The sequence below is a fragment of the Phaeobacter cretensis genome (assembly GCF_047372505.1).
In the GTDB taxonomy this organism is placed as follows: Bacteria; Pseudomonadota; Alphaproteobacteria; order Rhodobacterales; family Rhodobacteraceae; genus Phaeobacter; species Phaeobacter cretensis.
Map to the genome: position 1 here is coordinate 1,321,364 of NZ_JBKBEU010000001.1, position 19,421 is coordinate 1,340,784.

The 19,421-nt window shown below is 57.4% G+C and carries 22 protein-coding genes; 5 read left to right on the forward strand and 17 right to left on the reverse strand.

Annotated features, from left to right (window positions below; all coding sequences use genetic code 11):
* Positions 1-5: 5 nt before the first annotated feature.
* Both ACEWZM_RS06270 and ACEWZM_RS06275 read right to left on the reverse strand, forming a co-directional pair.
* Positions 6-518, reverse strand: a complete 513-nt coding sequence (locus tag ACEWZM_RS06270; protein WP_414005617.1) for a hypothetical protein — start codon at positions 516-518, stop codon at positions 6-8.
* Between the two features lie 39 nt (positions 519-557).
* A complete protein-coding gene (locus ACEWZM_RS06275; protein ID WP_414005618.1) occupies positions 558-1,040 on the reverse strand; it encodes an RNA pyrophosphohydrolase in 483 nt (160 codons plus the stop codon).
* 158 nt (positions 1,041-1,198) lie between these two features.
* Between ACEWZM_RS06275 and ACEWZM_RS06280 the strand changes: the two genes are divergently transcribed.
* On the forward strand, positions 1,199-3,226 hold the full coding sequence (locus ACEWZM_RS06280) for an FAD-dependent oxidoreductase (protein ID WP_414005619.1): 2,028 nt from the start codon (positions 1,199-1,201) through the stop codon (positions 3,224-3,226).
* Between the two features lie 100 nt (positions 3,227-3,326).
* On the opposite strand, the gene ACEWZM_RS06285 is transcribed toward ACEWZM_RS06280, so the two are convergent.
* Complete coding sequence (locus tag ACEWZM_RS06285; RefSeq protein WP_414005620.1) at positions 3,327-3,671, reverse strand: antibiotic biosynthesis monooxygenase family protein; 345 nt, start codon at positions 3,669-3,671, stop codon at positions 3,327-3,329.
* Positions 3,668-3,991, reverse strand: a complete 324-nt coding sequence (locus tag ACEWZM_RS06290; protein ID WP_414005621.1) for an NIPSNAP family protein — start codon at positions 3,989-3,991, stop codon at positions 3,668-3,670. The genes ACEWZM_RS06285 and ACEWZM_RS06290 overlap by 4 nt, the downstream gene beginning before the upstream one ends.
* A 419-nt stretch (positions 3,992-4,410) precedes the next feature.
* On the opposite strand from ACEWZM_RS06290, the gene ACEWZM_RS06295 reads away from it, so the two are divergent.
* Positions 4,411-5,316, forward strand: a complete 906-nt coding sequence (locus tag ACEWZM_RS06295) for a LysR family transcriptional regulator (protein ID WP_414007976.1) — start codon at positions 4,411-4,413, stop codon at positions 5,314-5,316.
* Positions 5,317-5,397: 81 nt separating this feature from the next.
* Here ACEWZM_RS06295 and ACEWZM_RS06300 read toward each other — a convergent pair whose 3' ends face one another.
* The 4 genes from ACEWZM_RS06300 to ACEWZM_RS06315 are packed head-to-tail and all read right to left on the reverse strand — an operon-like array spanning position 5,398 to position 8,434.
* Positions 5,398-6,351, reverse strand: a complete 954-nt coding sequence (locus ACEWZM_RS06300) for an OmpA family protein (protein WP_414005622.1) — start codon at positions 6,349-6,351, stop codon at positions 5,398-5,400.
* Between the two features lie 29 nt (positions 6,352-6,380).
* Positions 6,381-6,968, reverse strand: a complete 588-nt coding sequence (locus tag ACEWZM_RS06305; protein ID WP_414005623.1) for a peroxidase-related enzyme — start codon at positions 6,966-6,968, stop codon at positions 6,381-6,383.
* A 3-nt stretch (positions 6,969-6,971) separates the two neighbouring features.
* Positions 6,972-7,715 (reverse strand): GNAT family N-acetyltransferase, encoded by a 744-nt coding sequence (locus tag ACEWZM_RS06310; protein ID WP_414005624.1) that lies wholly within the window; start codon positions 7,713-7,715, stop codon positions 6,972-6,974.
* Positions 7,712-8,434, reverse strand: a complete 723-nt coding sequence (locus ACEWZM_RS06315; protein WP_414005625.1) for a competence/damage-inducible protein A — start codon at positions 8,432-8,434, stop codon at positions 7,712-7,714. Before ACEWZM_RS06315 ends, ACEWZM_RS06310 begins: the two co-directional genes overlap by 4 nt.
* Positions 8,435-8,484: 50 nt before the next feature.
* Between ACEWZM_RS06315 and sfsA the strand changes: the two genes are divergently transcribed.
* Positions 8,485-9,186: a DNA/RNA nuclease SfsA gene (gene sfsA, locus ACEWZM_RS06320; protein WP_414005626.1), complete on the forward strand. Its 702-nt coding sequence runs from the start codon at positions 8,485-8,487 to the stop codon at positions 9,184-9,186.
* A 177-nt stretch (positions 9,187-9,363) separates the two neighbouring features.
* Positions 9,364-10,173: a type I methionyl aminopeptidase gene (gene map / locus ACEWZM_RS06325; RefSeq protein WP_414005627.1), complete on the forward strand. Its 810-nt coding sequence runs from the start codon at positions 9,364-9,366 to the stop codon at positions 10,171-10,173.
* 98 nt (positions 10,174-10,271) lie between these two features.
* Here map and ACEWZM_RS06330 read toward each other — a convergent pair whose 3' ends face one another.
* The 3 genes from ACEWZM_RS06330 to ACEWZM_RS06340 are packed head-to-tail and all read right to left on the reverse strand — an operon-like array spanning position 10,272 to position 12,741.
* On the reverse strand, positions 10,272-10,937 hold the full coding sequence (locus ACEWZM_RS06330) for an HAD family hydrolase (RefSeq protein ID WP_414005628.1): 666 nt from the start codon (positions 10,935-10,937) through the stop codon (positions 10,272-10,274).
* A gap of 41 nt (positions 10,938-10,978) precedes the next feature.
* Positions 10,979-11,533 (reverse strand): 16S rRNA (guanine(966)-N(2))-methyltransferase RsmD, encoded by a 555-nt coding sequence (rsmD, locus tag ACEWZM_RS06335; RefSeq protein WP_414005629.1) that lies wholly within the window; start codon positions 11,531-11,533, stop codon positions 10,979-10,981.
* On the reverse strand, positions 11,530-12,741 hold the full coding sequence (locus ACEWZM_RS06340) for an NAD(P)/FAD-dependent oxidoreductase (RefSeq protein WP_414005630.1): 1,212 nt from the start codon (positions 12,739-12,741) through the stop codon (positions 11,530-11,532). Before ACEWZM_RS06340 ends, rsmD begins: the two co-directional genes overlap by 4 nt.
* 123 nt (positions 12,742-12,864) lie before the next feature.
* Here ACEWZM_RS06340 and ACEWZM_RS06345 point away from each other — a divergent pair, with 123 nt between their 5' ends.
* A complete protein-coding gene (locus ACEWZM_RS06345) occupies positions 12,865-13,353 on the forward strand; it encodes a peroxiredoxin (protein WP_414005631.1) in 489 nt (162 codons plus the stop codon).
* 82 nt (positions 13,354-13,435) lie between these two features.
* Here the strand turns inward: ACEWZM_RS06345 and ACEWZM_RS06350 are convergent, their stop codons facing one another.
* The 6 genes from ACEWZM_RS06350 to ACEWZM_RS06375 form a co-directional block, all read right to left on the reverse strand.
* A complete protein-coding gene (locus tag ACEWZM_RS06350; protein ID WP_414005632.1) occupies positions 13,436-13,729 on the reverse strand; it encodes a 4a-hydroxytetrahydrobiopterin dehydratase in 294 nt (97 codons plus the stop codon).
* Entirely contained in the window at positions 13,726-14,913 is a 1,188-nt protein-coding gene (locus tag ACEWZM_RS06355) for a GNAT family N-acetyltransferase (protein ID WP_414005633.1), read from the reverse strand. The genes ACEWZM_RS06350 and ACEWZM_RS06355 overlap by 4 nt, the downstream gene beginning before the upstream one ends.
* A 74-nt stretch (positions 14,914-14,987) precedes the next feature.
* On the reverse strand, positions 14,988-15,755 hold the full coding sequence (locus ACEWZM_RS06360; RefSeq protein WP_414005634.1) for a glycerophosphodiester phosphodiesterase family protein: 768 nt from the start codon (positions 15,753-15,755) through the stop codon (positions 14,988-14,990).
* On the reverse strand, positions 15,752-16,210 hold the full coding sequence (locus tag ACEWZM_RS06365) for a RidA family protein (protein ID WP_414005635.1): 459 nt from the start codon (positions 16,208-16,210) through the stop codon (positions 15,752-15,754). Before ACEWZM_RS06365 ends, ACEWZM_RS06360 begins: the two co-directional genes overlap by 4 nt.
* Positions 16,211-16,332: 122 nt before the next feature.
* Positions 16,333-17,649, reverse strand: a complete 1,317-nt coding sequence (locus ACEWZM_RS06370) for an HlyD family type I secretion periplasmic adaptor subunit (RefSeq protein ID WP_414005636.1) — start codon at positions 17,647-17,649, stop codon at positions 16,333-16,335.
* Positions 17,646-19,376, reverse strand: coding sequence for a type I secretion system permease/ATPase (locus tag ACEWZM_RS06375; RefSeq protein ID WP_414005637.1), 1,731 nt, complete (start codon positions 19,374-19,376; stop codon positions 17,646-17,648). The genes ACEWZM_RS06370 and ACEWZM_RS06375 overlap by 4 nt, the downstream gene beginning before the upstream one ends.
* Between the last annotated feature and the right edge of the window lie 45 nt (positions 19,377-19,421).

The window sequence follows — 19,421 nt, forward strand, 5'->3', positions numbered from 1 at the left end:
TCTGATTATCGCTCAGACCATGGAGTACATGCTTGACCTGCATGACAGGCCAACACCTCTTCTCTAGCGGCGCCGTTGGTGCCGCCAAACCCAAAACCGCCGCAGGGGTCGAAGCGCAGCACGTAGCCATCTGCACGCTGCTCCAGAAAAGCAAGATAATCGACACCATCCGCCGCCCCAGCGCACCAAGGACCAAAGCACAGGATTTCCAGCGTGATCGCCAGATCAACATCCTTTGAAAACCCATCACGTGTCATCAACTTACCATCAATCCGGGCCGGTATGAGGCTGCGCGGCGGGGTGTCATTGACGTTGTTCTGTGGCGCTTTGGGCAGCGCATCCTCATCAAAGCTGAGCACGCCTTCGACAACGACGTAACTCTTGTCGGACGTTACCGCCTCAAGATAGGCATCGGACGGCCCCGAAGGCAGGCAACTGAGCGCGACCGCAGGGCCAGCAAGCATAAGCAACGCCGTGTATGCGACAGCAGCGGGCAAAAAGCGAAGGCGACGCGGCATCAGAATACCCTTTGTCAGGCAGAGAGGAAACTCAGCCCTTTATAGATAGTCGCGAAACTCCTGGATAACCCGTTCATAGACCTCGCGTTTGAATGGCACGATCTTGCCGACCAAATGATCGACCGGTTGCCAGCACCATGCCGAGAATTCGGGATGATCGGTCGCGATATTGATCTGCTCATCGCGCCCATGAAAGCGCATCAGATACCATTTTTGTTCCTGCCCGCGATATTTTCCACCCCAGAAATGCGGCACCACATCGACGGGTAGATCATAGGGCAGCCAGCCATCGCTTTCTGCGATGATCTCAACCAGATCAGAGGTCACTCCGGTCTCTTCTTCCAGCTCGCGCAAGGCTGCCACTTTTGGATCTTCACCCGCGTCAATGCCGCCCTGCGGCATTTGCCAAGCATCCTTGTGCCGGTCCATGCGCTGGCCAACCCAGACATCCCCCACGCTGTTCAGCAGCATCACGCCCACATTAGGCCGGTAAGGCAAGGCGGCGATTTCATCGGGCGTCATCAAGGCTCTCCTCGGTTGGATACCCCCTTGTGTACCTTTGCCCCAGCGTCGTGCAAGAGGTTGACGCCGCGTCCGAAGTGACAATCCCTATAAGCTTGGGTCATTTTCACGCAAACCTCGATGAAAGACTGATCAGAGACTTAACCAGGGAGAGTGTCATGACTGCGTACCCGAAAATGTTGGCGCCGCTGGATCTCGGCTTTACCACGTTGAAAAACCGTGTGTTGATGGGATCGATGCACACCGGGCTAGAAGAAACCAAAGACTGGAACCGGGTGGCCGAATTTTATGCGGACCGGGCGCGTGGCGGCGTGGCACTGATGGTGACCGGTGGGATTGGTCCCAACCTCGAAGGGTCTGTGCTGCCCGGAGCGGCGATGATGGCCAGTGATCAGGATGTCGAGAACCACAGTATTGTCACTAAACGCGTGCATGAGGCCGGCGGCAAAATCGCGATGCAGATCCTGCACGCAGGTCGTTATTCCTATGGGCCCAAATGTGTGGCCCCCAGCCCGGTAAAATCGCCAATCTCGCCCTTCCCGCCAAACGAGTTGGATGAAGAGGGCATTGAGAAGCAGATCGCAGACATCATGAACGCCGCCCTCCTGGCGCAGAAGGCTGGGTATGACGGCGTTGAAATCATGGGCAGCGAGGGCTATTTCCTCAACCAGTTCCTCGTCACTCATACCAACAAACGGGAAGACCGCTGGGGCGGATCCTATGAGAATCGGATGCGGCTACCCATCGAAGTGGTACGCCGCACCCGTGAGGCTGTGGGACGTGAATTCATCATCATTTACCGCCTATCGATGATCGACCTTGTCCCCAATGGATCAACCTATGACGAGGTGGTTCAGCTGGCCCAAGAGGTTGAGAAGGCCGGAGCCACCATCCTGAACACCGGAATCGGCTGGCATGAGGCCCGCATTCCCACCATCGCGACCAGCGTACCGCGCGCGGCCTTTGCCTGGGTCACGAAGAAACTGATGGGGCAAGTCTCTATTCCGGTGATCACGTCGAACCGGATCAACACGCCCGAGGTCGCCGAGCAAGTGCTGTCAGACGGGTGTGCCGATATGGTCTCGATGGCCCGCCCGATGCTGGCCGATGCGAATTTCGTCGCCAAAGCCGAAAGCGGTAAGGCCGATCAGATCGCGCCGTGCATTGCCTGTAATCAGGCCTGTCTTGACCATACATTCGGCGGCAAGCTGACCTCTTGTCTGGTGAACCCGCGTGCCTGCCATGAGACTGAGCTGGTGCTGACCGCAGCCGAAACAACCAAGACTGTGGCCGTTGTTGGCGCCGGTCCTGCGGGTCTGTCCACCGCGCTGGCAGCATCAGAGCGCGGCCACAAGGTGACGCTGTTTGATCGCGCCAGTGAAATCGGCGGTCAGTTGAATATGGCCAAACAAGTGCCGGGCAAAGAGGAGTTCTGGGGGTTGGTGGATTGGTATCGCACCATGCTGGCCAAGAGTGATGTGGCGGTTGAATTGAACCGCGAAGTGTCTGCGCGAGATCTTAAAGGATTTGACGAGGTGGTGATTGCCACTGGTGTTGTGCCCCGTGACCCGCAAATCCCCGGTCAGGACCGTGACAATGTAGTCGATTACATCGATGTGCTGCGCCACAAAGCCGACGTCGGCAAGCGGGTGGCCGTGATTGGCGCCGGTGGTATTGGCTTTGATGTATCGGAATTCCTGTTGCATGAAGGCGAAAGTGCGACCGAAAACCTGCCGCTATGGATGAAAGAATGGGGCGTCGCCGACCCTGCAGAACATCGCGCGGGTCTCTCTCCCGAAGGCCCACAACCCGAAGCCCCCGCACGCGAGGTGACCCTTCTACAGCGCAAGGCAGAACGCCACGGCAAACGGTTGGGCAAAACCACAGGCTGGATACACCGCGCCACGTTGAAGATGAAAAACGTGGTCTTTGTCGGTGGCGTCAACTACGAGAAGATCGACGACGAAGGTCTGCACATAAGCTTTGGCGAGGCGCGCGAAACACCAACTTTGATCGCCGTTGATACCGTGGTCCTGTGTTCCGGCCAGCTGTCTGAACGTTCGCTCGCGGATACGCTTGAGGCTCAGGGCACACATTGCCATGTGATTGGTGGCGCAGATCTGGCGGCCGAGCTGGACGCCAAGCGTGCCATCAACCAGGGCACTCGACTGGCAGCCAGCCTCTGAACTGCAGATGCACTAAGTGCAGTGATTTACGCGACCCTTGCAAGCCAACTGGCCGCGAGGGTCGTTTTTTATGTTGGTTGGTATGGTTTCACGTGACGCATCAGCCGTGCAGGTCCCGCAAATCCTGAGGGGCCTCATCCCGGTTGGTCATGCCGTAGTCACGCAAGACACCGGCCACGCGTAGCCGGTAATCGCCAAACACCTCCTCGCGCCCTTCGGTTTGACCCTCGCGGTGAGCGCTAAGCTGACGCCAGTTGGCGACCGCCTCCTCGCTCTCCCAGAAAGACAGCGACACCAGCTTGCCGGGCGTGGTCAGACTTTGGAAGCGTTCGATGGAGATGAAGCCGTCGATCTGCTCTAGCAGGGGTTTCAGCCCCCCCGCGATATCCAGATAGCGGTCTTTTGCGCCGTCTTTGATTTCGACCTCAAAAATCACTGCGATCATCCACTTTGTCCTTCCGGGTCGGAGACTTTTTTCAACCACGTACGATCCTCGCGCAGAATGAACCGGCGATCCTGGGCAAATGCATAGTTTTCACGCCCCAACGGATCCGCAGTCAACCGCGCGCGATAGGTCTCATACTCGGCCAAACTTGCCACATTATAGAGACCATAGGCCAACGTTGAAGAGCCCTCGTGAGGGGCGTAATAGCCGATCAGATTGGCGCCGCAGCGCGGTATGGCCTGCTCCCAGTTGCGGGCATAGGTGACGAAATCGTCGCGTTTGGTCGGGTCGATCTGGTAACGGATGACACAAGTCAGCATCGGGGGTGTCCTTATTTAGATGATACGCCCCGATGTAGCAGCTGGGCTACGTGGAACGCTTCGCCCTAGATCGAAGTGTTCTGTGGCCGCACTACGCAGATCAAAGACAACAGTGACCGGCGTTAAGAAAACCGCTCCATCGTTGAACGTCACGAAATAGATCTCCGCCGTTTCTGGGGCCGGGAAGCAGCCAGAGCACACATTCAACAATAGCACGCATAACAAGTCCTCTGACCAACATAGCGACTATCTTAACGGCGCGATGTGGGTGGGTTTTCGATGTTTGGAGGCATCGGGCGGGTGTTTCCAGCTGGTAAACTATGGGCAGATAACCCTGCAATTATCCCACCATCGCCCCCTTCTTGCCCGATTTCACCCCGACAAATGGGGGAACACGAATGGACAAGGACGTAAGCGTTATGGATCGACTGACCGAAATGGAGGCCTTTGCCAATGTGGTGGATCAGGGCGGTTTCACCGATGCGGCCAAGAAAATGGGGATCTCCAAATCGGCGGTGTCCAAACATGTCTCCAGCCTTGAAGCAAGGTTGGGTGCACGGCTGCTGAACCGCACCACACGGCGCGTGTCGCCCACAGAAATTGGGCTGGCTTACTATGACCGCGCGCGTCGTGTTCTGAACGATGCCGGTGAAGCAGACGCGCTGGTAACATCCATGCAGTCAGCCCCGTCGGGCCTGCTCCGCATTTCAGTTGCAACGGATTTTGGCGTCAACCACCTGTCGCCGGTGTTGTCGGATTTCCTGCGGGATTTCCCGGATATCACCGTCAATATGGTCCTGAACAACCGCTATGTTGAGCTGATCTCTGAAGGTTTTGACATGGCGCTACGGATTGGCGAGCTAGAAGACAGTTCCCTGCGGGCACGTAAGCTGACCGAGACAACAAAACGCATGATCGCCTCACCTGCTTATCTGGAGCAATTCGGTCGGCCGCAGAAGATCGACGATCTCAATACGCACAAGCTTTTGCATTATTCAAACCAGTCGAGCGGCAGCATGTGGAAAATCACCGCCCCTTCGGGCGAAAAACGTCAGGTGCGCACCTCCGGATGGCTATCAGTCAATGACGGGCAATCGCTGCTGAATGCCGCGATTTCCGGTCTCGGGATCGCCTATTTGCCAAGCTATCTTTATTCTGAGGCGCTGACTGAAGGGCTGGTCGAGGACGTCATGCCCTCGCTTCCGATGGAAACCCAAGGCATCTATGCGGTCTACCCTCCCGGCCGCTTTACCCAACCCAAAGTGCGGGCGTTTATCGACTTTCTCGCCAATGCTTTTGCTGACAAAGACGGCATCACCTGGTGACTTGCACGCCCTTTGGAATTGGACAGAACCCGGCTAGTGTGCCGGGTTTTCTGTCATAATCCGGAGGCTGGCCATATTGGCTTAACCGGCGATCAGTACCACCTCCACACGGCGATTGGCTTCTCGTCCTTCGGGGCTGAGGTTGCTGGTCAGCGGTGCCATGAACCCCGCCCCTGCAACCGAAACCCGGCCCGGATCCAATGTGCTTTCTTCTAGCAAGCGTTCGCGTACGGCAGCAGCACGACGCTCGGAGAGTGTTACATTCTGGCTAAGACGGCCAACCGTGTCGGTATGTCCAACCAGAAGAACGGAATAGTCGGGATTATCCGACAAAAAAGCCGTAAGCGCGGTCAGACTGTCATAGGGTTTCGCCTCTAGAGCAGCAGCACCGGTTTCAAATTCCAGATCCGCCAACACCGCGCGCCCATTGCGGCGTAGATGATCGATCAGTTCAGCCGCCCCGATCAGAGGTTGTGCAGTAGCGTCGCCATTGGTTTCCGCGCTTTCATCTCCACCCGCAAGGGTATTACCGGCGACTGCAGGAGCTTCTGTGCCGGTTGGCTGCACCTCAATCGCTTGAACAAAGGCGGCATTGCCGGAGCGCGAGACCAACAAAGTCACTATGCGTCCGTCGGAATGTTCGGCTGCAACAAAGCTGTAGTTGCTAACATCGACCATCATATCAGGCGTGGGGATCACCTCGATATCGAAGCGGAAATCGAAGCCACCGCAGCTGCGAGCCAGGCATTGATAAAGCAGCTCAAAACCGCTTTCGACCAATTGTTCCCGCAGCGGGGCCAAGACCTGCAACACGGTGGCGTCGCCGTATATACGCCAGCTACGACGCAGAATATGCCCTTCAACCTGACGCGCAGGCACGCCACCGTCGCTGGCGGCCCCCAGCGGCACAGCATAGCTGCCGAGCGCGGTGACACGCTCTGCCAGCTGACGCGCGCCGGGCGGCAGCTCGACCTCCTGTGCCATTACATAAGATGGCAGCGCCACACACAGACAGAGACAGAACCAAGATGCCATCCGCTTACCAGCAGGGACCATGCAACGGATCACCGATGCTGCGCGTGATAGGCGTTGTTCGGGATCATGCCCGTGGCGCTAGCGACCCGATTGGACATGTTGAAAAAGCCGGTGACATTCGCAATGTCCCAGATGTCACGATCGCTGAAACCATTGTCACGCAGGATCTGGCGATCTGCCTCTTCTATTTCAGCACTTGCCTTGGTGGCCTTGGCGGCGAAATCCAACATTGCGCGCTGGCGGGCATCGAGCGGGGCGACGCGGTAGTTCATCACAAGCATTTCACCCAATTTGGGGTCGCCAGACAGCTGACGCACCGCAGCACCATGGGCAGCGAGGCAGTAAAAACAACTATTGATGGCCGAAACCACAACCGCGATCATCTCCCGCTCCAGCTTGCTCAGACCGCTGTCAGCCAACATCAGATCATTATACATTGCCGTAAACGCATTGAGCTTATCGATGTCGAACGCATTGGCCCGCAACACATTGGGCACCATGCCCAATTTATCCTGACAGACATCGAAATACTTCTGCGTTTCGGGTGGCAGCGGATCGACCATTGGCAGATCCAGTGCAGTTGGCCTATCGTTGGGCGTATCAGTTTCGCGGGTCATTCATTACACTTTCTCTGGGTTGTGTCGGTAGTGGTATCGTCCTGCACGCTGCATGCCAAGTGAGGCATATAGGCCGTTGGCTCCGCCGTTACTCTGTGTGCAAAGAACCGCCAATTCATGCGCGCCCTGTTCCGCCGCCCATTTGGCAGCACGGCGCATCATCCAGACGCCCATGCCCTTGCGCCGTTGGTGCGGCAAAATCTCAACCGCGTGTACCATGGCCACGCCACTATGGATGGCAGCAAAACCAGTGCCTGCCGGGGAGTCATCGCAGCGGCACAGCAGCGAAGTTTTGGCCCCCTGCACCCGATGCATTACCGCGAAACGTTCTGGACCGACGCCTCCTGCGGCCCAGATTTCATGTTGGATCGCCAGAGGTTCCCACACATAAAAGGCGGTGACCGGCGGAATTTCAACATCGCAGAGCTGATCAACCGGACATGTCCAAAGCACAACCGGATCCTTGATCACATACCCGCGCGTCTCAAGCTGCGCATCCAGCACCTCCTGCCCGTCGCGGATCATAAACAGATGGTCCTGCCCCATATCCCGCATGGCATGTTCGGCCGCAATGATTTCAGCCTCTGTGGCGCGGCCATCATCGACCGTTGCCGAAGAAACACGGCTGCCACCACCCAGCCCCCGACGCAGAGTCACAGGGCCCAGTTGTCGTGTTTCAGCAGCGGGCCATGTGTGGTCAGTGACGTCGTAGTATTTCGGATGGGTCAAGGCAGCTCTGACAGTCAAAGATCAAGATCCCGCGCCAGCGCCGTAATGGCAGCATCCACCCGCACGCCATCCGCGCCTCGCACAACAACGTTGGCACCAAAAGCGCCGTTCTGCTGAAACGGATAACAACCGATTGATAGATCATCGAATGCCTCCGCGATGGCAGTCAGGATTGGCGCGATATCACCCTCTCCGCGCTGCACGCGTAATGTTTGCGACAACAGAGGTGCTCCGCCTGTTAAAGTTGGCAAAACCGATGCCACCATGGCCTGAAACACGCTAGGCACACCTGCCATTACATGGACATTACGCAAGGTGAATCCCGGCGCAGTTGACACGGGGTTGTCGATCAGTGTCGCTCCCTCAGGGATTCGCGCCATGCGCAAACGCGCTGCGTTCAATTCCTGGCCGGATTTGTCATAATGCGCTTGCAACAACGCACGGGCATCCGCACGCACGTCCAGATGCGCGCCAAAAGCCTTGCTGATACAATCGGCGGTAATGTCATCATGGGTTGGGCCGATGCCACCGCTGGTAAACACATGGTCGAATTCGCCGGACAATGCAGTAACGGCAGCGATGATCGCACGTTCGTCATCACTGATCACCCGGACCTCCTGCAAGTCGATGCCATGTTTGCTCAACTCGCCTGCGAGATAGTACATATTGGCATCGCGCGTGCGCCCGGACAGGATCTCATCTCCGATAACCAGCATAGCGGCGGTTGGATTGGCCATGTGCGCTCCTCCTCTTGAACCAATGATAGCGCAGGTATAGGCCCTGTGACATGCGCTTTCAAACCCCACTCCTGCCCGCCGTGCTGATCCGACGCTACAAAAGATTTCTGGCCGACTGCCAGTTACCAGATGGGCGCGAAGTAACAGCACACTGCGCTAATCCGGGATCGATGATGGGACTGGCGGAGCCCGGCAGCCCGGTGTGGCTGGAACCAAATGACGATCCGAAGAAAAAACTGAAGTATGGCTGGCGGCTGGTTGAGACCGCAGATGGTGCTCTGGTCGGTGTTGATACCTCGGTGCCGAACCGGGCGCTCAAAATAGCGTTGGAGGCACAACAGATTGCAGCGCTTGCGGCCTATGAAACCGTCCAAGCAGAGATAAAATACGCCGAGAAAAGCCGCATTGATTTCCTGTTGAGCCAGCCCGGGCTGCCGGATTGCTATGTTGAGGTCAAAAGCGTGACCCTATCGCGCCGGTCCGGTCTGGCGGAGTTTCCCGACAGTGTCACCGCGCGAGGTGCAAAGCATCTGGGCAATCTCGCCGAGATGTGCCGTGCTGGTCACCGCGCTGTGCTGCTATATCTGTTTCAACGCGGCGATTGTGATCGCTTTGAAATTGCCCGCGACATCGACCCCAACTATGCAGCCGCCTGGGAAAGCGCTGCCGCCGCAGGTGTGGAACGGTTGGTGATAGGCACTCACGTCACCCCCGAAGGCGTTGAGATCACGGGGCCTGTCGGCGCGAACTGAGAGATCAGGTGCTTACGCTGCATAGCGATGCTCCCACGTTTTGCGCTTGAAAGTCATCACAGCAGCAAACGCAAGTGCGGGGAAAAAGTACCCGGTAGGCGGTAGCACTGGCTCTGGTCCTTTTCTCACGAAACGCTTACATAGTTTAGGTATAGATACCCGATGGAGCCTCAGCTGATGAGATCGAAAGACGGCCGCACAACCAAAGACGGCATTCGCATTTATGAGCCCGGTGATTTTGCCGGAATGCACGCAGCCGGGGCGCTGGCGGCGCGGATCCTTGATGATATCGCTGCCCATGTTGTACCCGGTCAAACCACCGGAGAACTGGACCGGCTGATCACTCAGATGGTTGACGATGCAGGCGCGACCTCCGCCACCATCGGCTACAAGGGCTACCAGCACGCCAGCTGCATCAGCGTAAACCATGTGGTCTGTCACGGCATCCCCGGCGACAAGAAGCTGAAAGATGGCGATATCCTGAATATCGACGTCACCGTTATCGTTGACGGGTGGTTCGGCGACACCAGCCGGATGTATGTGGCGGGCAAGTTGTCACGCAAGACTGAACGGCTGATCCAGGTCACCCATGATTCACTGATGAAGGGGATTGAGGCGGTAAAACCCGGCAACACCTTTGGTGATATTGGCTATGCCATTCAGTCCTACGTGGAAGCCCAACGCATGAGTGTGGTACGGGATTTCTGCGGTCACGGTCTTGGACAAGTGTTTCACGCACCGCCGAACGTCCTTCACTATGGGCGCGAAGGCTCTGGCCCGGTGCTGGAAGAAGGCATGTTCTTTACCATTGAACCAATGGTCAATCTGGGTCGGCCCGAAACCAAGATCCTGGCCGACGAATGGACAGCCGTAACACGCGACAAATCACTGTCATCACAGTTCGAACATTCGGTAGGTGTGACCGCTGACGGGGCTGAAATCTTCACCCTGTCACCCAGCGGCAAGTTTCATCCAACTTACGGCTGAACAATACGTGCCACACATAAATCAGGGGAGCAGGTTCATAACCTTGCCCCCCTTTCTATTTGGGGGTTACTTTGCCTCTGAATGTATCCCCGACATAGTCAGGCCAAGCCAATCAGGCGCGGCACTTCGGTCATTGAGGTGATGTGCTCGGCGTTGTGACGTGTCAGACGGGTGCCTTTGCCATGGGGATCAAAACCAAGGCAACGCATACCCGCACGCGCAGCGGCCACAGCGCCGTTTTCGCTGTCTTCGATCACCAGGCAGTTACGGGCCTGCACATCAAAATGACAGGCCGCAGCAAGAAACAGATCCGGATCCGGCTTCCCGGTTTTGAGTGTATGGGCCGAGAACATGGCGTGCGGGTGGAACATATCCCAAAGGCCGTTCTGACCCAGGGTGATGCGCATTTTATCCTCGCTGCCGTTGGAGGCCACGCAAAAGGCGATGCCCTTTTTCTGCAAGATCGCCAAGAGGTCGGGAATTCCGAGCACCAAATCAACCCCCTCCCGAAGCTTGGCATAGGTTTCGTCATAGACCTGCGCTACCCAATCCTCTGGTAGTGTGGCCCCCCACGCAATCGACTTGGCCCGAACATCGGCCATCGTGCCGCCAACAAAGAGATCCATGCAATCCGCGAGCGTCAGGTCCAGTCCGTAGCGTCCAAGGTTTTCAACCAACACCTGGTTGCTGAGGATTTCGCTATCCACCAGCACCCCGTCGCAATCAAAAATCACCAGATCCGGAGTGGGGTATGTGACAGGCATGGTGCGAATATCCTATTGACCAAAAATGAGAACTGGCGGCGCTATGCGTCGCGCCACATCAGAGTGATATACGTGTCACCGTATTTGCGACTATCGTGCAGGCTATACCCGTCCGGTGTTTGCATAGGCGTGCTTTCTTCCCAGACGATCAGCGCGTCATCCGCAATCCAGCCGCCTGAGGTCGCTGTCGCCAGCGCCTTTTCCCCAAGTGACTTGCCATAGGGAGGATCAAGGAAAACCAAATCAGCAGGAGGGCCATCGTTCGCGGGCAAACGAGTGGCATCGCGGCGGATCAGCCCCGCACGGTCTTTTACACGAAGGAGGTCGATATTCTTGGAGATCAGCCCCTGCGATATGCGCCCATCATCGACAAAAACCGCAGCGGCGCCGCCGCGCGACAGCGCCTCAAGACCCAATGCACCGGTGCCAGCAAACATATCAAGCACATGGCTATCATCAAAATCAACGATATGGCTCAGCACATTGAACAGGCTTTCGCGGACCCGGTCAGTTGTCGGGCGCAGATGTGCACCCGCATCCCCCTTACCAACGCTGGTCAGGGCGCGACCGCGAAACTCCCCCGCGATGATCCTCATGCGCGCAGAAGCGGCTTCAGATCCGCATCCGGATTGGCGACGAGTGTCTTGTCAGCCGTGCGGCCAGCCTCGATCAGACGCTTGGCAACCATATAGGCGCGCGGGTCGTTCATCGCATCCACGGCAACCAATTGATCACCGGCATAATACCAGAACGACATGGTGCCATCGTTGCCTGCGCGAGTGACGACATTGTCATAGCCAGTGTTCAATCCGGCGATTTGCAGTTTGACATCGTATTGATCGGACCAGAACCAAGGCTTGGCCACATAGGTCTCATCAGCGCCCAACATATTGCGGGCGGCAACCTCGGCCTGATCGATCGCGTTGGGTACGCTTTCCAGTCGGATACGGGCGTTGCGATAGGGGAAAGAGGCACAATCCCCCGCTGCCCAGATTGCTGGATCGGAGGTGCGGCCCCGCGCGTCCGCTTTGATGCCGTTATCAAGCGTCAGACCCGCGCTCTCAGCTAAGCCGGTGGCAGGGGCAATACCGACACCAACGATGACAAAATCCACCTCAACCGTGCTGCCATCGCTCAGAACCGCCCGTTTGACAGCACCGTCTACGCCCTCCAGCCGTTCAAGCCCGATGCCTTCGCGGATGTTGACGCCATGGTTGCTGTGCAACGTGCGGAAGTAGTCCGAGGTCTCTGGGGCTGCGACCCGTTGCAGGATACGGTCGGCCATTTCCACCAGCGTCACCGCGACACCACGTTTGGCGCAGACGGCGGCCGCTTCCAGCCCAATGTAGCCACCTCCAACAATCAGCGTACGCGCACCATCAGTGACAACCGGCGCCATCGCATCCACATCGGCCAAATCACGCAGCACATAGACACCGTCCAGATCACCACCAATCGCGGCAGGTATACGGCGGGGCGTCGAACCGGTCGTCAGGGCCAGCTGATCATAGTGCAACACCTCGTCCGCGAGTGTCACGGTCTTGGCCTCGGGATCAATGTTGCGGACCTCTTGGCCCAGCTTTAGCGTGATATTGTTGTCCGCATAAAAGCTCTCGGGCCGCAGGAACAGACGCTCCATCTCCATCTCGCCCAGCAGATATGCCTTGGACAGAGGTGGGCGCTGATACGGCACAACTGGTTCACTGCCGATCAGCGTGATCTCTCCTTCAAAACCCTGCTTGCGCAGCTGAGCCACCAAGGAGGCCCCCGCCTGCCCTGCACCGATCACAATGAAATGGGTCATTTTCTTCCGTGCCTTTTGTTGTCGTATGAATATGCCATTGCAAGTTTGTGCTATGGCCAGGCTGTCGCCGAACCCTATATGTGGGGCAACATAAAACACAATCAGCTGAGAGAGGAACACCGTATGATTTCTGTAGGAGACACCCTGCCCGAAGCAACATTAACGCGGATGGGTAGTGAAGGACCGGAACAGGTCGCCATGGCTGATCTAACCAAGGGGCGCACAGTGGCAATTTTTGCCGTTCCCGGCGCGTTTACGCCGACTTGCCATTCTGCCCACGTGCCCAGCTTTGTGCGCAATGCCGAAGCGCTGGCAGCCAAAGGTGTGGACGAGATTATCTGCATTGCTGGCAACGATCCCTTTGTGATGCAAGCCTGGTCTGAGGCCACAGAAGCCGGTGCTGCGGGCATCACCATGTTGTCGGATGCCGAATGTGGCTTTACCGATGCGATTGGGATGCGGCTCGACGCACCTGCGGCGGGGCTAATCGGGCGGTCGCTGCGCTATGCGATGCTGGCCCGCGACGGCAAGGTCGAGATCATGAACGCCGAAGAGAACCCCGGCCAGTGTGAACTGTCCGCGGGGGAAGCCCTGCTGGAGGCGATGGGCTAAAGCTCAGCCGCACTGATACGTCGAACCAAAAAGAGGCGCAGAATTGTCTGCGCCTCTTTCTATTCATAACAGGATGGTCACCCTAAAATAGGCTTTCCATCTTCCGCGCCAATTTGGCATCCAGCGAGCTGACACCGCCCACGTCATGGGTGGTCAGCACCACGGTAACTGAGCTGTAGACATTGCTCCACTCCGGATGGTGATCCCATTTTTCAGCCCAGATAGCGGCGCGTGTCATCCAGCCAAAAGCCTCTACAAAGCTGTCGAACTTATAGGTTTTGGTGATTGCGTCGCGGCCCTCGACGACCTCCCACCCGGCACTAAACAGCGGGTCCAGCAGCGGTCCACGGGTTGCTTCAGAGAGTTTTTCGGTCATTGTTGCTCCTCCACATCGGGTTTGCGGAACGGACCATAGTCCGTCAGAACTTCGATCTCTTCTTCAATGGCACCACGTTCGGCATCCAGATAGCGGGCAATCGCATCAGCAAAGCCCGGATCCCCAACCCAATGCAGGCTATGGGTCTGGGTTGGCAAATAACCGCGCGCCAGTTTGTGTTCGCCCTGGGCGCCAGCCTCGACCCGATCAAGGCCGCGTAGGATCGCCTGTTCGATTGCCTGATAGTAACACAGTTCGAAATGCAAGCAGGGGTGGTGTTCAACACACCCCCAATAGCGCCCGTAAAGCGTCTTGCGACCAAGGAAATTCAGGGCGCCCGCAACCGGTACGCCATCCCGCTCGGCGAGAATCAGCACCATGTCATCCGCCATGGTAGCATGGGCGATATCAAAGAACTGGCGACTGAGATAAGGCGACCCCCATTTGCGTGCCCCAGTGTCCTGATAAAAGGTCCAGAACGCATCCCAATGTTCTGGCCGCAGATCTTCTGCATGATAGCATCGGATCGCGCCGCCAAAACCCTGGGCCTGTGCGCGCTCCTTGCGGATGGTTTTGCGCTTGCGTGAGGCAAGTGCACCGAGAAAATCATCAAAGCTGTGATACGCGTCATTCAGCCAGTGGAACTGTTGTGTGACGCGGGCCATCAGGCCCATTTCAGCCCCCAACTTGGCCTCATCTTCAGTGCAGAAGGTCACATGCAGCGAGGATACACGATTGTCGGCGGCCAGCTGTACAGCCCCCTGCACCAATGCGGACTGACCTATTCCCTCATACTCCGGTCTGACCAAAAAGCGGCGGCCGGTTGCGGGTGTAAATGGTGCGGAAATCTGCAGTTTGGGGTAGTAGCGCCCGCCTGCCTGCTCATAGGCATGGGCCCAATTGTGATCAAAGATGTATTCGCCCTGGCTGTGGGATTTCGCATACATAGGCGCGCAGGCGATCAGTGTTCCATTGCGCCGAGCGGTCAGATATTGCGGTTGCCAACCTGTTCCACGGCCGACCGACCCGCTGTCCTCCAATGCGGAGAGAAATCGATAGGTGGTGAACGGATCCAAAGCTCGTCCACCATCAGCAGCTTCTGGACAAGCACAGGCGTCCCACTCTGCCGCATCCAGTTGCGACAACGCGCCGAGCACTTCGATTTCGATCTGCGCCTGTTCCATTCAATGCCTCCGCGACAGATAGTATCTGTGTCCGTCGCGGCGCTGTTCAAGTCGCAATATCAAAAAGATAGCATTCAATTATCAGAAAGATAGCGTTCGAAGGTGACATTGTCGGCGTATTTTCGCGCCTCTGTCTCCATCTCCGCCGAGGTCACAGTCCAACACAACACCGGCACGCCGCGTGCCCGCAACTCCGCCACCCGCTCACTGGTAAGATCCCGCACGTCATGGCTGATGAAACACGCCTCAGTACGGTCGAAATCAGGGATTCGCCGCAGATGATCGCAGGTTTCAGCGGTCAGTTCACGCCAGCTGACCGGGTCATAATAACAGGTGGTAATGCCACGCGGCAGATCCGGGGCCAGACGCGCCAGCTCCACCACCGAATGCGGATTGAAAGACATCAACGCGACCGGGCCTTTGTAGCCTTGCAACTGGCGAACAGTGTCCGCTTCAAGCGCGCCGATACCTGTGCCCATATTCCCGTCCTGATCCTTCAGTTCGATCAACAGAGGCACCCGGCCATCCACCAGAGCGAGGATTTCAGACAGATCGGGGATGCATTCACCGTCGCCGCCCTTAAGCGGGATGGTGCGTAATTGGGCACGGGTGTGATCCGCAACCAATCCGGTGCCGTCGGCGAGCCGCTCCAGAGCATAGTCGTGAAACACCATGGCGCAGCCGTCAGAAGACAGTTGCAGATCCATTTCTATCCCATACTCGGCCTCTATCGCGGCAAGAATGGCCGCACGACTGTTCTCCGGGCGACCATCGCGCACGTTATGCAGTGCGCGATGGGTTATGGGCATGCTCAAGAATGCGGCCGGCAGCGTAGGTGTCATGCGATCTGGAACACGCCATCGATTTCAACCGCCACGCCCAATGGCAGCGAGGGCGAGCTGACGGCGGCACGGGCGTGACGACCTGCGTCGCCCAACACCTCGACCATCAGGTCAGAAGCCCCGTTCACCACCTGCGGCTGGTCGGTAAAGCTGTCAGTGGAATTCACAAAAGCCCCCAGCTTCACGACGCGCTTCAAACGATTGAGATCACCGCCGCAGGCAGCTTTGAGCTGTGCCAAAAGAGCGATCGCGCATTGGCGGGCCGCTTTTTGACCAGCCGCCACATCCATGTCCGCGCCCAGCTTGCCAGTGATCAAACCTTCGGGTCCGGCAGAGATCTGGCCAGAAATATAGACCATATTGTCCACCACCACATAGGGCACGTAGTTGGCCGCCGGGGCCGGAGCGCTCGGCAGTTGGATGCCCAGTTCTTTGAGTTTGGCTTCGATATCCATCGGTGTGATCCTTTACGTCTGATTTGGCGGAACGCTAACCGGGAAGTGCTAAGGCGGAAAGCAAAAAACCACCCCTGAAGGGGTGGTTTGGCGACGCAGGGACCGATGGCCTGGAAAACCCGTCAACTCTCGCGGAACGCGCGGACAAAATAGTCGGACAGAGGTTTGACAAGATAGGCAAGCGGGGTCCGGTCTGCGGTTCGAATATATCCTTCGACGGGCATGCCAGGAATCAAAACCGTATCTTCTGGCAGTGTATCAAGCTGACCGGGATCAAGCTCGATCTCAGTGCGGTAATAGGAGAGTTTGCTGGCCTCATCCTCAAACGCATCCGCCGAGACCTGTTTCACGGTGCCGAACAATTCAGGAGTGGCGCGCTGATCCAATGCCGGGAAACGCAGTGTCACCGGTTGGCCAACAAAGATCTGATCAACATCCGTTGGCGCAACCTGAGCTGCAATGATCAACGGACGATCCTGTGGCACCAGATAGAGCACCGGTTCCGCAGCGCGGACCACAGAACGCGGCGTGTGCACCTGTAGGCCATAGACGACACCGGACACCGGCGCAGTAATATCAAGGCGTGCCAACCGGTCTAACAGCGCCCGGCGGGTTTCTGCCAGTTCCAGCTCTTGATAGCGCAGGTCGCGTAGGCGCGTGATTGCCTCTTCCCGCTGCTGTGTACCGAGTTTCAGAATCTCGATATCGATCTCGGTGATGCGCCCGTCAGCCTGGGCCTCTGTGGCGACAAGCTCACCCAGCGACCCCTGCAAATCGGCCTCGGTGCGACGCAGATTCAGGACCGTACCCGCCTGCGCCAGTCCACGATCCAGCAGAGACTGCTGGTTCTCAAGTTCTTCACTGATCAACTCAAGCTGAGTGCGGCGCGATGCTTGCTGAGCCTGCACACCACTGATCTGATCCTTGATCTGGGAACGACGTTTTTCCAGCTGATCGATTTCACGCGCCACCGAATCCTTTCGGGCCTGAAACAGCCGAACCTGCCCCTGCATCAAATCGGCGACCTCGACCTGTGTCTCTGCCAGCTGGTGCAGCTCGGGATCGAATTCAACGGTATCCGCGCTGTCGCGTTGTGCATCCAGCCGGCCGCGGCGCGCCATCAGTTCAAATAGCTGTCCTTCGGTGATGACCAACTGCGAGCGCAACTCTCTGGCATCCAGACGCAGGAGCACAGCGCCTTCAACCACGGTGTCGCCTTCGTCGACCAGAATCTCCTCCACAATGCCGCCATCAAGGTGCTGTACCACCTGCCGATTGCGATCAACCTCAATCCGTCCTGAGGCCACGATAGCGCCCGCGATTGAAGTGGCGACGGACCAGGTGCCGAAGCCACCAAGCAGGATCAAAACGCCGATTAAGCCGATAATCAGCGGGCGCTTTGCAGACCACGCATGGTTTCCGGTGTTGCTCTGGTTCATCGTACACCCCCTGGCGCAGCCTGTTGAATACTTTGATGGTTCGATACCATCTCGCGCAGCACCTTATCCTTAGGGCCAAAGGCCGTCTGAACACCCTGATCAATCACTAGCAGCAGTTCGCATTCCTGAATGGCCGCCGGACGGTGAGCCATGATCATTACAGATCGACCATCCGCCTTGAGCTGTTTAATCGCCCGGTTCAGCGCTACCGAGCCATCGTTGTCGAGATTTGAATTCGGCTCATCCAGGATAACAATAACCGGATCATCATAGAGCGCGCGCGCCAGTGCGACACGTTGCATCTGGCCGCCTGAAAGCCGCCCACCGCCTGCGGTGATACGGGTGTCATAGCCGTCTGGCAAATGCACGATCATGTCATGAGCAGCTGCCTTTTTCGCAGCGTCGACCACTTTGGCGGAATCGGGTTCCGGCAGCAGTCGAGCAATATTCTGTGCGATGGTCCCTTCGAACAACTGCACCCGTTGAGGCAGATAGCCAATGTTTTGACCCAGCACTTCGGGGGCGTATTGATCCAACGAGGCGCCATCAAGCCGCACGGTGCCCGCAGCCGGACGCCAAGCCCCGGTCAATGCCTTTGCGAGCGTGGATTTGCCGGAACCAGATGGGCCGATAATGCCAATGGCCTGACCTGGCTGCACCCGGAATGTGACATTGCGCAGCTGAGGCCGGCTGTCTCCGGGTGGCACGACGGCCAATGCCTGAACATCCAGATTGGCTGCAGGCTTCGGCAATTCGGTACGCGGTGCCTCTTCAGGGACCTTTTCCAAAAGCTCCGCGAGGTTGCGCCAACCTTTAAGCGCGCGCTGCACCATAGCCCATTGACCAAGCGCCAGTTCGATCGGCGCCAGTGCGCGCCCCATCAGGATGGATCCTGCGATCATCGCCCCAGCTGTGACCTCATTCTGCAACACCAGATAGGCACCAAGACCCAGCATGGCCGATTGCAGGAACAAGCGCAGTGTCTTTGTTAGTGTGGTGAAACCGCCACCAACATCGCTGGCCGAAACGCTATCAACAAGTGCCGCATCGCGACCTGTTTTCCAACGCTCAAAAGCGGCGCGGCGCATCCCCATCGACTGGATCATCTCGGCTTCGCTGCGAATTTCCTCAGACATGAGATTGGCGCGATGGCCAGAGATACCGGCCTGCATCTGTGGTTTCCGTGACATCAGCTGGTTCAGAATGGCAATGGCAATTAGCACCGCCCCACCACCAAGCGCCAACATCCCCAACCAAGGGTGGAACAACGCAATCCCGAACAGGAAGATCGGCGTCCATGGCAAATCAAATGCCGCACCCAGCACCGGCGAGGCAATCAACCGCTGTACCGATTCCAGATCGCTGAGACCCGTTTGGGCCACAGGATCCGGGGCCACTGCCGAGCGGCGGATCATCGCATCAAACACACGTTGATCCAGTCCTGACTGAAACCGCGCGCCGGCACGCGCCAGAATACGCCCCCGCGCATAGTCCAAAACCCCCATTGTCCCATAGAGGAACAGAACCAATAGCGACAACGCGATCAATGTTGCCACTGACCGGCTGCCTAGCACCCTATCATAGACCTGCATCATATAGAGCGGCCCGGTCAGCATCAGCATGTTCACAAAAAAACTGAAAATACCGACAGACCAATAGAGGCCACGACTGCGGCGGCGATGCGAAAGAAGTTCTTCCACGCCGGATTTAAAGGAAGTTTTCGTCATGAGAGGCCTGCAATTCCTTATCGATATGCCCTATGTATCAGCCAA

Coding starts and splice junctions, on each gene's coding strand:
- ACEWZM_RS06290 (WP_414005621.1), bottom strand. CDS start 3,991: ATGCTGACTTGTGTCATCCGTTACCAGATCGACCCGACCAAACGCGAC.
- ACEWZM_RS06375 (WP_414005637.1), bottom strand. CDS start 19,376: ATGACGAAAACTTCCTTTAAATCCGGCGTGGAAGAACTTCTTTCGCAT.
- map (WP_414005627.1), top strand. CDS start 9,364: ATGAGATCGAAAGACGGCCGCACAACCAAAGACGGCATTCGCATTTAT.
- ACEWZM_RS06340 (WP_414005630.1), bottom strand. CDS start 12,741: ATGACCCATTTCATTGTGATCGGTGCAGGGCAGGCGGGGGCCTCCTTG.
- ACEWZM_RS06360 (WP_414005634.1), bottom strand. CDS start 15,755: ATGACACCTACGCTGCCGGCCGCATTCTTGAGCATGCCCATAACCCAT.
- ACEWZM_RS06275 (WP_414005618.1), bottom strand. CDS start 1,040: ATGACGCCCGATGAAATCGCCGCCTTGCCTTACCGGCCTAATGTGGGC.
- ACEWZM_RS06285 (WP_414005620.1), bottom strand. CDS start 3,671: ATGATCGCAGTGATTTTTGAGGTCGAAATCAAAGACGGCGCAAAAGAC.
- ACEWZM_RS06365 (WP_414005635.1), bottom strand. CDS start 16,210: ATGGATATCGAAGCCAAACTCAAAGAACTGGGCATCCAACTGCCGAGC.
- ACEWZM_RS06330 (WP_414005628.1), bottom strand. CDS start 10,937: ATGCCTGTCACATACCCCACTCCGGATCTGGTGATTTTTGATTGCGAC.
- ACEWZM_RS06300 (WP_414005622.1), bottom strand. CDS start 6,351: ATGGCATCTTGGTTCTGTCTCTGTCTGTGTGTGGCGCTGCCATCTTAT.
- ACEWZM_RS06315 (WP_414005625.1), bottom strand. CDS start 8,434: ATGGCCAATCCAACCGCCGCTATGCTGGTTATCGGAGATGAGATCCTG.
- ACEWZM_RS06370 (WP_414005636.1), bottom strand. CDS start 17,649: ATGAACCAGAGCAACACCGGAAACCATGCGTGGTCTGCAAAGCGCCCG.
- ACEWZM_RS06305 (WP_414005623.1), bottom strand. CDS start 6,968: ATGACCCGCGAAACTGATACGCCCAACGATAGGCCAACTGCACTGGAT.
- ACEWZM_RS06350 (WP_414005632.1), bottom strand. CDS start 13,729: ATGACCGAAAAACTCTCTGAAGCAACCCGTGGACCGCTGCTGGACCCG.
- rsmD (WP_414005629.1), bottom strand. CDS start 11,533: ATGAGGATCATCGCGGGGGAGTTTCGCGGTCGCGCCCTGACCAGCGTT.
- ACEWZM_RS06295 (WP_414007976.1), top strand. CDS start 4,411: ATGGATCGACTGACCGAAATGGAGGCCTTTGCCAATGTGGTGGATCAG.
- ACEWZM_RS06270 (WP_414005617.1), bottom strand. CDS start 518: ATGCCGCGTCGCCTTCGCTTTTTGCCCGCTGCTGTCGCATACACGGCG.
- ACEWZM_RS06280 (WP_414005619.1), top strand. CDS start 1,199: ATGACTGCGTACCCGAAAATGTTGGCGCCGCTGGATCTCGGCTTTACC.
- ACEWZM_RS06345 (WP_414005631.1), top strand. CDS start 12,865: ATGATTTCTGTAGGAGACACCCTGCCCGAAGCAACATTAACGCGGATG.
- ACEWZM_RS06355 (WP_414005633.1), bottom strand. CDS start 14,913: ATGGAACAGGCGCAGATCGAAATCGAAGTGCTCGGCGCGTTGTCGCAA.
- sfsA (WP_414005626.1), top strand. CDS start 8,485: ATGCGCTTTCAAACCCCACTCCTGCCCGCCGTGCTGATCCGACGCTAC.